This is a genomic window from Serratia sp. PAMC26656, from assembly GCF_016469055.2.
GTDB lineage: Bacteria > Pseudomonadota > Gammaproteobacteria > Enterobacterales > Enterobacteriaceae > Serratia > Serratia plymuthica.
Map to the genome: position 1 here is coordinate 2787943 of NZ_CP150486.1, position 12615 is coordinate 2800557.

14 protein-coding genes are annotated in these 12615 nt (G+C 53.5%); 5 read left to right on the forward strand and 9 right to left on the reverse strand.

Annotated elements, in window-relative coordinates:
• The first annotated feature begins 28 nt into the window (after window positions 1-28).
• Entirely contained in the window at window positions 29-880 is an 852-nt protein-coding gene (locus JEM67_RS14155; protein ID WP_199635880.1) for an SDR family oxidoreductase, read from the forward strand.
• 143 nt (window positions 881-1023) lie between these two features.
• On the opposite strand, the gene JEM67_RS14160 is transcribed toward JEM67_RS14155, so the two are convergent.
• A complete protein-coding gene (locus tag JEM67_RS14160) occupies window positions 1024-1548 on the reverse strand; it encodes a MarR family winged helix-turn-helix transcriptional regulator (protein ID WP_199635881.1) in 525 nt (174 codons plus the stop codon).
• 68 nt (window positions 1549-1616) lie between these two features.
• Between JEM67_RS14160 and JEM67_RS14165 the strand changes: the two genes are divergently transcribed.
• Together JEM67_RS14165 and JEM67_RS14170 are read left to right on the forward strand one after the other, a co-directional pair.
• Window positions 1617-2489 carry an EamA family transporter gene (locus JEM67_RS14165; RefSeq protein WP_199635882.1) on the forward strand — a complete coding sequence of 291 codons (873 nt, stop codon included), beginning with the start codon at window positions 1617-1619 and terminating at the stop codon, window positions 2487-2489.
• A gap of 34 nt (window positions 2490-2523) precedes the next feature.
• Window positions 2524-3141 (forward strand): nitroreductase family protein, encoded by a 618-nt coding sequence (locus JEM67_RS14170; protein ID WP_199635883.1) that lies wholly within the window; start codon window positions 2524-2526, stop codon window positions 3139-3141.
• 1125 nt (window positions 3142-4266) lie between these two features.
• On the opposite strand, the gene JEM67_RS14175 is transcribed toward JEM67_RS14170, so the two are convergent.
• The 4 genes from JEM67_RS14175 to JEM67_RS14190 all read right to left on the reverse strand — a co-directional run bounded on the left by JEM67_RS14175 (window position 4267) and on the right by JEM67_RS14190 (window position 7860).
• Window positions 4267-4875 (reverse strand): class I SAM-dependent DNA methyltransferase, encoded by a 609-nt coding sequence (locus JEM67_RS14175; protein WP_199635884.1) that lies wholly within the window; start codon window positions 4873-4875, stop codon window positions 4267-4269.
• A gap of 142 nt (window positions 4876-5017) precedes the next feature.
• A complete protein-coding gene (locus tag JEM67_RS14180) occupies window positions 5018-5725 on the reverse strand; it encodes a GNAT family N-acetyltransferase (RefSeq protein ID WP_199636099.1) in 708 nt (235 codons plus the stop codon).
• Window positions 5726-5820: 95 nt separating this feature from the next.
• Window positions 5821-6774 carry a 2-hydroxyacid dehydrogenase gene (locus tag JEM67_RS14185; protein ID WP_199635885.1) on the reverse strand — a complete coding sequence of 318 codons (954 nt, stop codon included), beginning with the start codon at window positions 6772-6774 and terminating at the stop codon, window positions 5821-5823.
• Between the two features lie 189 nt (window positions 6775-6963).
• Window positions 6964-7860, reverse strand: a complete 897-nt coding sequence (locus JEM67_RS14190; RefSeq protein ID WP_199635886.1) for a LysR family transcriptional regulator — start codon at window positions 7858-7860, stop codon at window positions 6964-6966.
• Window positions 7861-7944: 84 nt separating this feature from the next.
• On the opposite strand from JEM67_RS14190, the gene JEM67_RS14195 reads away from it, so the two are divergent.
• A complete protein-coding gene (locus JEM67_RS14195) occupies window positions 7945-8730 on the forward strand; it encodes an NAD(P)H-dependent oxidoreductase (protein ID WP_199635887.1) in 786 nt (261 codons plus the stop codon).
• 43 nt (window positions 8731-8773) lie between these two features.
• Here the strand turns inward: JEM67_RS14195 and JEM67_RS14200 are convergent, their stop codons facing one another.
• Entirely contained in the window at window positions 8774-9328 is a 555-nt protein-coding gene (locus tag JEM67_RS14200) for an NAD(P)H-dependent oxidoreductase (RefSeq protein ID WP_199635888.1), read from the reverse strand.
• A 105-nt stretch (window positions 9329-9433) separates the two neighbouring features.
• Here JEM67_RS14200 and JEM67_RS14205 point away from each other — a divergent pair, with 105 nt between their 5' ends.
• On the forward strand, window positions 9434-9802 hold the full coding sequence (locus JEM67_RS14205; protein ID WP_199635889.1) for a winged helix-turn-helix transcriptional regulator: 369 nt from the start codon (window positions 9434-9436) through the stop codon (window positions 9800-9802).
• Here the strand turns inward: JEM67_RS14205 and JEM67_RS14210 are convergent.
• The 3 genes from JEM67_RS14210 to JEM67_RS14220 all read right to left on the reverse strand — a co-directional run bounded on the left by JEM67_RS14210 (window position 9783) and on the right by JEM67_RS14220 (window position 12566).
• Window positions 9783-10739 (reverse strand): bifunctional helix-turn-helix transcriptional regulator/GNAT family N-acetyltransferase, encoded by a 957-nt coding sequence (locus JEM67_RS14210; RefSeq protein WP_199635890.1) that lies wholly within the window; start codon window positions 10737-10739, stop codon window positions 9783-9785. The genes JEM67_RS14205 and JEM67_RS14210 overlap by 20 nt on opposite strands.
• Before the next feature lie 70 nt (window positions 10740-10809).
• Window positions 10810-12000 carry an MFS transporter gene (locus JEM67_RS14215; RefSeq protein ID WP_199635891.1) on the reverse strand — a complete coding sequence of 397 codons (1191 nt, stop codon included), beginning with the start codon at window positions 11998-12000 and terminating at the stop codon, window positions 10810-10812.
• A gap of 92 nt (window positions 12001-12092) precedes the next feature.
• Window positions 12093-12566, reverse strand: coding sequence for a cyclophilin-like fold protein (locus JEM67_RS14220; RefSeq protein ID WP_199635892.1), 474 nt, complete (start codon window positions 12564-12566; stop codon window positions 12093-12095).
• Window positions 12567-12615 lie beyond the last annotated feature (49 nt).

The following is a 12615-nucleotide window of genomic DNA, read 5'->3' on the forward strand; positions in this document are numbered from 1 at the left end:
GCAAAATCAAATTTCAAGGAGTTATGCCATGACTATTGCCATCACCGGTGCTACAGGTCAGTTAGGTCGTATCGTTATTGATAAGCTTAAACAGAAAGTGGCGGCCAGCGACATCGTTGCTTTGGTACGAAACCCGGAAAAAGCGCAATCGTTAGGGGTTAGCGTACGTGCCGCCGACTATGCGCACCCTGACTCGCTCGACGCTGCACTGGCCGGTATCGATAGCCTTTTGCTGATCTCTTCGAGTGAAGTCGGCCAACGCATCGCCCAGCACGCCAATGTGATCGCCGCCGCGAAGAAGGCGGGCGTGAAGCACATTGTCTACACAAGCCTGCTCCATGCAGACGTATCGCCTCTGAACCTGGCCGGCGAACATATTGCAACAGAGACCGCGATTAAGGCCTCTGGCCTTTCCTACACGATCATGCGCAACGGTTGGTACACCGAAAACTACACCGGTTCCGTTGGCGCAGCACTGGCCAATGGCGCTTTTATAGGAAGCGCCGGTGAAGGCCGGATTTCATCGGCCAGCCGTGAGGATTTTGCAGAAGCGGCAGTGGCGATTTTGAGCGGTTCCGGCCACGCGAATGTGATCTATGAATTGGCCGGCGACACTGCATGGACACTGAAAGATCTGGCAGATGAGCTATCCCGTCAGACGGGTAAGGACATCGCCTACCATAACCTTCCTGAAGCCGATTATGCGGCGGCACTGCATAGTTTTGGCCTGCCGGCAGATCTCGCCGATGCGATCGCCTCTTGGGATGTGGGCGCTTCGCAGGGCGCGTTATTCGATGCAGGTGGTGCGTTATCCAGGCTTATCGGCCGCCCGACGACCCCGCTGGCAACCAGCGTTGAACAGGCTCTGAAGACGAGCTGACCCTCTATGATTTTTCGGAACTAGCCTGGAATGGCGAGCTGTTGCCTCTTGAACAAGAGCCCGCGCATGCCAGGCTTGTAACCTGGATCAGCCTCCGGCGCCAGGAGCCGGGGTATTGAGCAGCGGTTGCTCCCACAGCACTGCTACCTACACTTATTAAAACCATCCAGTGATCTCAGTAAGTCCGCCAAGCGGCGATCTAATTCGCCCAGAGTTTCGGCAGAGATCCCCGACAATATGTGTTTTTCGTTCTCAACATGCTTTTCTACGGCACGATCGATCAGCAACATTCCATCATGCGTTAATTGCACCAGCATACTTCGCGCATCATTCGCATTCACCTGCCGGCTGATCAAACCTCGGGATTCCAGGCGTTTGAGCCGATGTGTCATGGTACCAGAGGTCACCATTAACGTTGAAAACAGCTCTGTTGGACTGAGACTATAGGGCGTACCCGAGCGGCGCAGCGTTGCCAGCATATCGAACTCCCACGTACTCAGCTCAAATTCCGCAAACGCTAATTCAAGCCTCTGATCCAGCAGTGCCGCACAACGTTTTACTCGCCCAATCGGCCCCATCGGGCTGCAATCCAGGTCTGGTCGTTCACGCTGCCACTGCTCAAGAATGGCATCAACGGCATCATGTGATGGATTAATAAGATCGCTCATTTATCTTGACTTCAAGTTAATTGGTGGACAAACTGATTTTATCTTGAATTGAAGGTAAAGGCAAAATTATGGGTACTTCATTTTCTCTTTCTCACTGGCGTGACGTCCTCCTGACGGCTCTGGCTCCGATTATCTGGGGGTCAACTTATATTGTGACAACGCAACTTTTGCCACCAGATCGACCCTTCACTGCGGCACTGATCCGGGTTCTTCCTGCTGGGCTCTTGCTATTGCTGTTCACACGCCGCATTCCTGCGTACCGTGAAATAGGGCGATTGTTGATCCTCAGCGCACTTAATATCGGCATTTTTCAGGCGCTATTATTCGTTGCTGCCTATCGGTTGCCCGGCGGCCTGGCCGCAGTGCTGGGTGCGATCCAGCCGCTTCTGGTGATGGTGCTACTCTGGGCGGTTGACCACCATTCGCCCAAAAAAACCACGTTATGGGCTGCGTTGGCGGGGGTATTTGGCATGGCAATATTGCTACTTTCACCCCAGACAATATTTGAGCCTATTGGCATAGCCGCAGCTTTGCTGGGAGCGGGGTGCATGGCAACCGGCGTCTGGTTAACACGCCGCTGGCAGATCAACATGCCTGTAATGGCGTTGACTGGTTGGCAACTGGTGTTGGGCGGAATGATGTTAACCCCCGCGGCGTGGCTTTTAGACGCACCTTTACCCACACTGACCGCTTCACAATATGCCGCTTACACCTATTTGAGCCTTGCCGGCGCGTTTGTGGCTTACGGCTTGTGGTTCCGTGGCATCACCCGTCTTCCTGGTGTTGCGGTGGCTTCATTGGGATTACTCAGCCCGTTAACTGCCGTTTTGCTCGGCTGGATCATGCTTTCTCAGACCCTCAGTAGCACGGCTCTCTTTGGATTCATCATCGTGTTGATTAGCGTGCTGGTTGTACAGCGCACGTCAGTTCGCGCTAGTTAAAACCATCAACTCTTCATTTAAACAGGGTATACAAATGACAATTTCGGTGCTTGACGCAATCACCTCACGCGTTTCCATTAATCGTTTTCAACCTGATCGCCCGCTTGAGGATCAAACTATTGCTGAGCTGGTGCGCCAGGCAACCAAAGCACCTTCAGCCTATAACATGCAAAACTGGCGATTTATCGCGGTGCGTACTCAGGAAGGGAAGGAAAAACTGAAGGATACAGCGTTTGCCCAGCAGAAAATTGCCGATGCCTCTGTTGCGTTCATTGTCTGTGGCTCGTTGGCGGCATATCGTCCTCTGCCCGCAATACTTATGCCGAGTGTTGAAGCAAAAATAATGACGCAACGCACCGCAGATGCCTGGTTATCCCAGGCCATAACAAGCCATGAAAATGACCTTATCCTTCAGCGCGATGAAGCTGTGCGCTCTGCATCACTCGCAGCAATGACGTTGATGCTGGCTGCACAGGGAATGGGGCTGGGTTCGTGCCCGATGGTTGGATTTAATCCGCAGGAAGTTGGGGAGGTATTCGGTTTATCAGACAATGAGTTACCCCTGATGATAGTTGCAGTTGGATACCCGGAAGATGACTGTTTGACGCAGAAAATCCGCCGACCGCTTAACGAGGTGCTGTCTTTCGTTTAAGTGTTGTGATGTACGCTGATAAAGATCTTTGCCAGATTTTCTCTGTTTTTATCAGCGTTCTGAAAGAGATCCAGCAACAACCAATTGCGGCTCGTGGCTGTTCAGGGCTAGCCAGTTGGTAAGATTGGTGGTCAGTGGGAGCGCGTTATGGACCAGGGGACCAATAGTGACATTTGGTGACAATGTCACTAAATTATGTTAAATGGCAGATTAGATAACCAAGTGAATAACTCCATATTATTTAGGCGATTAGATGAAGGTTGCGCGGATGATGTTTTGGTATTTCACCTGAACACATTGAAACCGCCCCTGAGGCTTTTGGCATGCTTTATGAGGAGAGCTGGCCAGAAGCCGTCAGAATTCTGCGAACTACGGCGAAGAACCTAAAGAATGCCGATGGTTACAGTGAGGAAGTGCTGAGGTATCGGCTGATTTAAGGGGGAATTAACGGTGCGTTTTGGCTAAATCTGCAAGACCATGGCAGCCAGTTCATTTCAGATTTCACGTAGCGCGATCAAAAAAGAAGGGCCTTTTGAGCGATTCCACCGGTTTCATGCCCATGCTTCAATTACTGGAGGTCCAGCTCCATCTGTAGGCGACGCCTAACAATGCAAATACCGTCGACGAATTACTGCATGACGATTTTGAAGAAACCAGCCGTTTGGAACAACGCTATGACAAAAACGGTAAACAGTTGCCGGACTGGAAATGAAAACTGGTCATCCGCAGATTTTTGCCGAGGGGTCAGCTAATGATGATTACCGAGAGCGTTGCTGAGATATAAAAGTTTACAACTTGATGCAGACGGCAAGGTGGCTCGTCGCAAAGCGCGTTCGTCAATCTGGTGTAGAAAGCAGTGGTCATTGGCAAACGCTTTTTCATCAGGACACGGCGATCGATGAGTGAGACCGGATGTTTAAACCGGGACAATCGGCAAGGATGCGCCTAGCAGATTCTGCGAAAGAAGCCGGCAAAGACTGAAGGTGAGGAGAGATAGAGTCTAAAGGAATAGCCTGGTGCATATCCATTGATACAATTTAACATAATATACATTATGCGCACCTAGGTAGGAATACGTAGATTCTGAGGTTTTGGCCTTTGTCATGACCTTATCTGCATCCTGCCTCAGATCGTGCTTTGCGCTAGCCATACTGTTCTTCCTCGGCATTCAGGATCTTCGAAAACCATCTTCACAACGCGAAAGCCATTTTCATGCAGTAACTGTCGATACTCTGCCGGCACCAGGCTCGAATGATACAATGGCTCGCCTTCAAATGTGCCAATCGCTTCGCCATCACTTGTGCCACTGGTAAACATCAATGCTGCTTTGCTGCCAGCATGCTTGCGGAAAACGTTGAACATCTGACGTTGGTCATTACGAGTAAGATGAAAAAAACTGTCCCAGGCAATCAGCCCACCAAAGGTTTCATCCAGTGCCAATGCTCGCATGTCTGCCACTCGCCACTGCTGATGCGGAAATGTCTTCAAGCATGAGTCGATCATTGATCCTGAGCTATCAATCCCCAGTACGCCAAAACCTTGTTGAATGAAATATTCAGCGATCGGCGTTCCATTACCACAACCGATATCCAGGAGCCTTGCATTTGTCGGTACCAGATTCAGGAATCTGTCCAGCCAGGGTCGCTCAAACAGATCCGTTGTCCGCAACCTTTTCCAGGCTTCAGCATGCTGTTCGTATAAAGTGATGATCTTCGCGGCCGCAGAATGTGTCATTTGCCCTCTTCTTTTTGATCGCGCTACGTGAAATCTGAGAAAGATTGGCACCTCTGGCCTTACAGAATGCGCCAATAGTTACCGATGAAAATCCTACTCAGCAACCAATTTTTCAACTTTTACTATTGCTAAGGACGTATCTTCAAGGCTTGTTGCTTAGAAAAAACGTCTCAAGCCTAAGCTTCTGTGTGCCGTCTCCAGTGAAATTTTCAGGTGAAAGCCAGCCAACAAGAGAGTGCTCGATGACCGGCCATTCAGTATCTATAACAGACAACCAATCGGTATCACGGTTACGCTGTTTACGGGTCATGGCTTGACGAAATCGCCCTTCAAATATGAACCCCATTCTCTCGGCTGCCTTCCTTGAAGCCTCATTCAGTGAATCACAACGCCATACAACGCGGCGATAACCCAGAGAAAAGGCGTTATGCAGCAACAAGTAAATGGCCTCAGTTCCCATGGCGGTTCTTTGCATCAGCGGTGACCAAGTGACATGCCCAATTTCCAGCGCACCGTTAACCGTATCCATATTGCTAAAGCAGACAACTCCAACTGGAGCGGCACTTTTTACGTCCGTCACGGCCCATGAAACAAGGCTGCTGTCTTCGATTTTATTCTTAAGCCAAAACATCATTTCCTGTAAACAGACAGGCCTTTCTGCGGCAAGCCAGGTCCAGTCTCTGTCATCCTCTGCCAGAGAGAATGCATGGAATAGGCTTTCGCAGTGGCTTATCTCAAGGGGCAAGAGATTACAGTATTGACCGTTAAGCGGCCTCTGGGCTGGGAGAGATACCGGCTGCCACTCAGGTAAGGAAAAGCCAACTGGCTGACCATAAATATTGGTATTCAACGCGCTCACCTTTTGTTCTTTCAGCAATTTTTGGGCCTGCAGATTTCGCCAAAATACGTCGTTTAGATGCTGCAAATTAACACGCCTGGCTCTTGTTAAGTGACATTGTCACCTGAAATCACCTGCGTAAGCAACGGTTCTGCCAGGAAATGTGCCGACAGATTATCAATAACCAACTGGACCGTTGCGGCAATGGCCTCGGGAGACCGCCCGGCGATATGCGGCGTTAAAATAACGTTGGTTAACTGCGCAAGTTCCGGCGGTACGGCAGGTTCGCCCTCTACCACATCAAGAGCCGCGCCGGCGATGCGTTGATGTTGCAGGGCCTTGATAAGCGCCGGTGTATCTACCACGCTACCGCGGGCAATGTTGATCAAAAAGCCGTTTGGGCCCAGAGCATCAAGCACCTCCGCGTTAACAATGTGGCTGGTTTGCCTGCCGCCAGGGGTTGCGATCACCATAAAATCGGCCCATTCGGCCAAGGCAACCGGGCTTGCACAATAGCGATACGGCGTGTCGTTACGCGGCTGGCGGTTGTGGTAAGCCACGGGCATCTCAAAACCCCTGGCCCCACGCTGGGCAATCTGCATACCGATGTTTCCGAGGCCGAGGATCCCCAGTTTTTTGCCGAAAACCATCGGGCGCGGTTGCCGTGCTTGCTTCCATTCCCCCCGGCGAACGGCCGCATCGGCCTGTGGGATCCCACGGGCAATGGCCATCAGCAGCGTTATCGCATGGTCGGCAACCGATGCATCATTGGTGCCGGGGCCATGGGTGACGACAATACCCCGCGCCTGTGCGGCCGTCAGGTCGATATTTTCGTAGCCCGCACCGAGTGCGCAGATGATTTCAAGCGCCGGCAGTGCGGATATTTCGTCTGCGCTGAGCCCAATGGAACCGTTGGTTAGCACCGCCTGTACATCGATCCTTGGTTTTTGCGCCGTCCATGCCGCTACCGAGCTGGCGGCATGGACGGTAAAACCAGCCAGTTCGAGGCGGGCATGATGTTCGTGCGCAAGTTCAACCAGTATCAGAAGATGGTGTGTCATAGAAAAGGTTCCGGCGGCAAGAAAGGCTATCGCCAGAATACCGCGACGGCGCCCGTATCTTAAGCCGGAAAGTGCTGATTAAGAATCTGCGACTCAGTTCTCTGTATTAAACCAACGACGCGAGGAAAGGCTATTTTCGCTGCCAGGCGATCGTTAACGCCCCTATTACCTCCATTAATCAATCAGCCGTTAGCTCACTGCCGCGACGATATGCTCACGCAGCCATTGATGCGCCGGATCGCGGTGGGATCGCTCGTGCCACAGCATGGCCATTTCAAATCCGGGGACCTCAATGGGCGCTTCAACCACCTGTAGCGCCCGGTTGTTGCGCACCAGCCGCCAAGGCAGCATGGCCACCAGATCGGAGCTGGCCAGGACAGACATGATAAACAGGAAATGAGGAACCGAGAGCACCACCCGGCGTTGCAGACCGGCCTCTGACAATACGCTGTCCGTATTGCCGAAAAATCCCCCGCCGTCCGGCGATACCACCACGTGCTCCAGCCGGCAGAACTGTTCCAGCGTAGGGGTTACCGCCAGTTGAGGATGACCGGCGCGGCCTGCCAAGACGTATCGTTCGCTAAACAGGGTACGCCGACGCAGATTCTCTGGCGATCCTTCATGAGTATGAAAAGCAAGATCAATTTCCCCTTGCTCCGCCTGCCGGGCGAGGCGAGCGGGCACGGCTTCGAAGACCGCCAACCGGGTGCCCGGAGCCACAGAACGCAGGCCAATCAAGGCGGGCAAGATGATGGTCGATTCACCATAGTCTGAGGCGGCCACCCGCCAGGTATTGCCGGCGCTGGCGGGATCAAAAGGGCTTGCGGGTGCCACGGCTTGCTCCAGCGCCTCGAGCGCCTGTCGCAAAGGCTCACGTAACGCCTCGGCCCGCGCGGTAGGCCGCATGCCTCGTGGCCCCGGCAGCAACAGCGGGTCGCCAAAAATCTCCCTCAGCTTGGCAAGGTGCACGCTAACCGAGGGCTGCGAGAAATTAAGGCGTTGCGCCGCTCGCGTCACATTATGTTCGGCAAGCAAGGCATCCAGCGTCACCAGCAGATTGAGATCCAGTCGTCTGAGATTAGTCATGGTAATACCTGGAATATTAGAAATTCATTTCTACTATACCGGACAAAAACCTACCCTGCTCTTATCTTGCAACGGAGGTCTACCATGAATGTTCTTCTCGTCTACGCACACCCAGAACCGCAGTCGCTGAACGGTTCGCTGAGGGATTTTTCAATCAAGCGGCTGGAGGATGCCGGGCATGCCGTCCAGGTATCCGACCTTTACGCCATGCAGTGGAAAGCCGTGCTCGACGCGGATGACAGCACGGCAACACAAACGGGTGAGCGGTTCGATCCTGTGCACGATTCCCAACGGGCATTTGCGGATGGGCTGCAAAGCAAAGACATTGAACTTGAACAGCGAAAGCTGCTGTGGGCCGATGCGGTGATCCTGCAATTCCCGCTGTGGTGGTTCTCGATGCCGGCGATCCTCAAAGGTTGGGTGGAACGGGTTTACGCCTACGGTTTCGCCTATGGCGTGGGGGAACACTCCGACACCCACTGGGGCGATCGTTATGGTGAGGGCACTCTGGTCGGCAAGCGCGCCATGCTGATGGTCACCGCCGGCGGTTGGGAAACGCATTACGGCCCGCGCGGCATCAACGGGCCTATGGATGATATTTTATTCCCGATCCAGCATGGGATTTTGCATTATCCCGGTTTTGACGTACTGCCGCCGTTCGTGATCTACCGAACCGACAAGATAGACCCGGCGCGGTTTGCCGCGGCCTGTGAGGTACTCGGGCAACGTTTGGACAGCCTGTGGGATACCCCGCCTATTCCGTTCCGGCGGCAAAATGCCGGGGAATACCATATCCCCGAGCTGTCCCTGAAAGAGCATATCGCGCCAGGTCGTTCGGGGTTCACTGTGCACAGCAGCGATAATCAATAACTCTACCGCGCGCGCCATTTAATACGGCGCGCGCGGTAGAGGGCTAGTTCAGATTGGCGATAAACGCTCGATACTCTGACGCACTGCGTTCAATATCATGATGATTTAGGGGTTCAACTTCAGCGTCCGGGGTATTTTCCTTGCCGTAGAATGCATGGAATGAGCCGTATTTTGCCCGCACATAGTTAACCGTGATTTCAAAAGGCCGCAAAATTTCATCCAGTGAATACTGATATCTGCCCTCCTGCGAGTAACCCTTCGCGCTGATCCCCGCCGTGACGGCCAATGCAACCTTGCGATCTTTCATCTTATAACCGCTGCTTGAACCATAGGCCCAGCCATAGGTCAGTACATCATCCAGCCACTTCTTCAGGAGCGGCGGCGAACTGAACCAGAACACCGGAAACTGCAGCACGATTTTTTCATGCTGCTCAATCAGTTGCTGCTCTTTTTCGACATCGAACCGCCAGTCTGGATAGGCTTTATATAATTCATGAATGGTATAAAGATCGGGATATTTCCTCAGCTCGGTCAGCCAGGCTTTATTTATCATCGAGTTTTCGATATCAGGATGAGCGACCACCACCAGTGTTTTCATTCAGACTTCCCCTTTCAATGAGTTCACCGGGGCATCATATGCTATGCTTTATTAATGTAAAATACGCACACTGACTACACATACTAACCTTTAGGAAAGTATCAAATGAACGCTGAAGATATTTGCAGCCCAACGGGCATCGACCTCGAACAGACCGGATATGGCTATACGCTGTCGGTGATCAGCGGGAAATACAAAATGATTATTATGTACTGGCTGGCGCAATATAAACCGGTATTACGCTTCAATGAATTGCAGCGCTGCATTGGCACCATCTCTTATAAAACGTTAAGTTCGACGTTAAAGGAGCTGGAAAGAGACGGCATCGTCATCAGAAAGGAATACCCGCAGATCCCGCCCAAGGTCGAATACAGCCTCTCGGAACGAGGCCGCACGTTGATCCCAGTCATCGATATGATGTGTGCCTGGGGGGAAACTCACCGTTCTGAAGCGCTCAGCCATGCGGACGAATAAATAACTGCTCAGTCATCGGTTGGCCCCACTGTTCACCTTGCTGCTCTTCTGCAAGGACAAAACCGACGCTTTCATACAGATGCCGGGCTGCATCCAGCCCTTTGAACGTCCACAGGTGCGTTTCACGGAATCCGCGTTCGTCGCAAAAGGCCACCGCCCGGTTCAGCAATTTCCGGCCCACGCCGCTGCCGCGCAGGCTGTCATCGATGATAAAGGCACGCAGATGGGCGCGGTTATCGCCCAGTGACTCGCCGTCGATGGAAACCGAACCGATAACACGGCCGCCGCTGAGCGCGGACCAAGTCTCGTTCAGCGGATGAGACAGGCGCCCGGCGAGATCGGCCAGCGCCGCCCCTACCGTAGATTCAAAAAATGCGCCGAACCCAACCGTCCGCGAATAATACTGCATATGCATTTCCAGCGTTCTGGCGACAAAGCCGGGGCGGTAACCACTGGCAATCTCTGCCTCAGGTACCGGCAATGCCCCGTCACCGACCCGGTGCGCGCGCAATGCGGCAGCATAGGTTTGCAGACCGGCGGCAATGCCGGCGCCGGCCGCCGTCGGCAGAGTGTCCAGCGCATTCAGTACCTGCCGTTCGGCAAAGCGATTAATCCCCGCCAAGGTTTGCCGCCCTTGTTCCGTCAGCCGCAGCATTTTCTCCCGCGCGTCGCGCTCGCTGGGTTGCGTAGCCAGTTCTCCTGCCTTGATTAACTTGTTCAGCATGCGGCTGACGCTGGATTTTTCCAGATTGAGCACGGTACACAGCTGCGCGGCGGTATCAACCTGCCGATCGCCGATTTCGATCAACGCATGCACGGCGGACGGCGGCAAATCGGTCCCCGCCAAAGTGCTACCCATAAAGCCCAGCTCGCGCACCAGATGGCGTGACGCATCCCTGATAGGCTGCAAATAAAGACGGCTTTCGGCGGTGGGCATAATGGCCTCTCCCATATATGGTTGCACAATACAACCATATCAGAGAAAGCCACAAATTCAAGAGTACGAATCAAAACCCCTGCTCTGGCCGTTGCAGGCGGCGTCCGTTTCCTATCATCCACGCCGCCAGCATCAGTAAAACTGCGCCGCCAATCAACGGCGCGGCCACGCCGATGGAATCCAGCAAATGCCCGCCGACAGCCCCACCCAGCATGATGGATAACTGAATGGATGCCACCATCAGGCCACCGCCGCTTTCCGATTCGTCATTAATCTCTTTGGCAAGCCAGGTAGACCAGCACACCGGAATGGCCGCGTTCAGCATGCCCCATCCGAGCATCATCACCGCAACGCCGGCAAATATATGACCTGCCCCGACCATGCCTAAGGTCACCATCGCCAGGCCGACCGGCAACCAAACCAGCAGCCGATACAGATGATTGCGCTGCAGCATGGCGCTGGCAAAATGCGTGCCTGCGAAACCTGCTGCCCCCAGGCCCAACAACAGCAAGGAGAGTTTGTCTGCGTCAACACCGGTCGCGCCTTCCAGAAAGGGGCGGAAATAGGTGAATGCGGCAAAGGCTCCGGCAAAGGTCAGCATGACCGCAAGCATACCTATGGCGACATAGCGACGTTTGAGCAAACCGAACAGGCGTGTGAGCGGAATGCTGGCCTGTGGCGGCATCGACGGCAGGCTTTTCGCCTGCCAGACGAGGTTGATCAAAACCAGAGGAACCAGGCTCGCAAAGACCCAACGCCATCCGAAGTGCCCCCCCATATAAGCGCCAATCGGCGCTGCAAACGCGGTGGCGACCGCATTACCCATGTAAATGGTGCCGAGCGCGTTGGGGACTCGGTGCGCAGGAACCAGGCGGATCACCGTGGCGGTAGCCAGCGACCAGAAACCGCCCACGGCTAAACCCAGCAGTGCGCGGGCGACCATTAGCAAGGAAAAGCTGGGTGCCAGAGCGATCAGAATCAGTGACAACAGCATAAGCACCGTCATGCTCATCAAGACATAGCGGCGATCAAAGCGGCCTGCTATCGGAGCGATAAACAAGCTGGCCAACACGGCGAACAAACCTGAGATGGAAATTGCCTGCCCGGCCATGCCCTGCGTAGCATGCAGATCGCCGGCGATAGGCGTCAGCAGGCTGACAGGCATAAACTCTGAGGCGATCAGTAGCGCTACGCACAGCGCCATGGAGCCGACGGCACTCGCCAAAGAACCTCCTGACGAGGATCGGGTTGAGGTGGTCATGGGTTACTCCGAAATGAAAATATCCCCGTAAAATAACGGGGGCATATTATGGGCAAGGAAAATGAATGAACGCAGTCAAATACACATCAGATTCAATTCCCAAGGGTGATTGTTACGCGCATTATTCCCGGTTGGTTAAGGGCCTCAATGCCTGAAGTAATTTTGCCCATTTTGATAACCCCTGCGGCTTCAGGTCCCGGGTCTCGGTAAAAAGCAATGTTCCCCCACGGGGCATAATAAGCAATATCCCCGGTGGCGCCGGCATCAGACTCGGGGGCCGCGTCTTGCGAAAGGCGATGTGGCAGCGCGCCACTGATTTTTTCCGCATCGCCGTAGTCTTTAAGCGTTAAGGTAAGTGGCAGCAGCTCAATGAAACTCCGCGCCGTCGGATTATCTTCAAGCGTTGCCGTCAGAGAGGTGGAACCAATTACGAGCTGAATATCATGCATTTTTACGGCCTCCTTCTGGTTCTCAGAATCGTCCTGGGCTGCTTGTAATGTGCCGACTGTCGACAGCATAAAGAGCAGTGCTGCATATTGGCTAACCCGCATAGAGGTCTTTTCCATGACATGTCCTTTTATAGTCGACGTCTTCTCCATGCTGTTACCCGTGAAA

Excerpts from the sequence above, each read along its gene's own strand:
- JEM67_RS14155 (WP_199635880.1), top strand. The coding sequence starts at position 29 with ATGACTATTGCCATCACCGGTGCTACAGGTCAGTTAGGTCGTATCGTT.
- JEM67_RS14160 (WP_199635881.1), bottom strand. The coding sequence starts at position 1,548 with ATGAGCGATCTTATTAATCCATCACATGATGCCGTTGATGCCATTCTT.
- JEM67_RS14165 (WP_199635882.1), top strand. The coding sequence starts at position 1,617 with ATGGGTACTTCATTTTCTCTTTCTCACTGGCGTGACGTCCTCCTGACG.
- JEM67_RS14170 (WP_199635883.1), top strand. The coding sequence starts at position 2,524 with ATGACAATTTCGGTGCTTGACGCAATCACCTCACGCGTTTCCATTAAT.
- JEM67_RS14175 (WP_199635884.1), bottom strand. The coding sequence starts at position 4,875 with ATGACACATTCTGCGGCCGCGAAGATCATCACTTTATACGAACAGCAT.
- JEM67_RS14185 (WP_199635885.1), bottom strand. The coding sequence starts at position 6,774 with ATGACACACCATCTTCTGATACTGGTTGAACTTGCGCACGAACATCAT.
- JEM67_RS14190 (WP_199635886.1), bottom strand. The coding sequence starts at position 7,860 with ATGACTAATCTCAGACGACTGGATCTCAATCTGCTGGTGACGCTGGAT.
- JEM67_RS14195 (WP_199635887.1), top strand. The coding sequence starts at position 7,945 with ATGAATGTTCTTCTCGTCTACGCACACCCAGAACCGCAGTCGCTGAAC.
- JEM67_RS14200 (WP_199635888.1), bottom strand. The coding sequence starts at position 9,328 with ATGAAAACACTGGTGGTGGTCGCTCATCCTGATATCGAAAACTCGATG.
- JEM67_RS14205 (WP_199635889.1), top strand. The coding sequence starts at position 9,434 with ATGAACGCTGAAGATATTTGCAGCCCAACGGGCATCGACCTCGAACAG.
- JEM67_RS14210 (WP_199635890.1), bottom strand. The coding sequence starts at position 10,739 with ATGCCCACCGCCGAAAGCCGTCTTTATTTGCAGCCTATCAGGGATGCG.
- JEM67_RS14215 (WP_199635891.1), bottom strand. The coding sequence starts at position 12,000 with ATGACCACCTCAACCCGATCCTCGTCAGGAGGTTCTTTGGCGAGTGCC.
- JEM67_RS14220 (WP_199635892.1), bottom strand. The coding sequence starts at position 12,566 with ATGGAAAAGACCTCTATGCGGGTTAGCCAATATGCAGCACTGCTCTTT.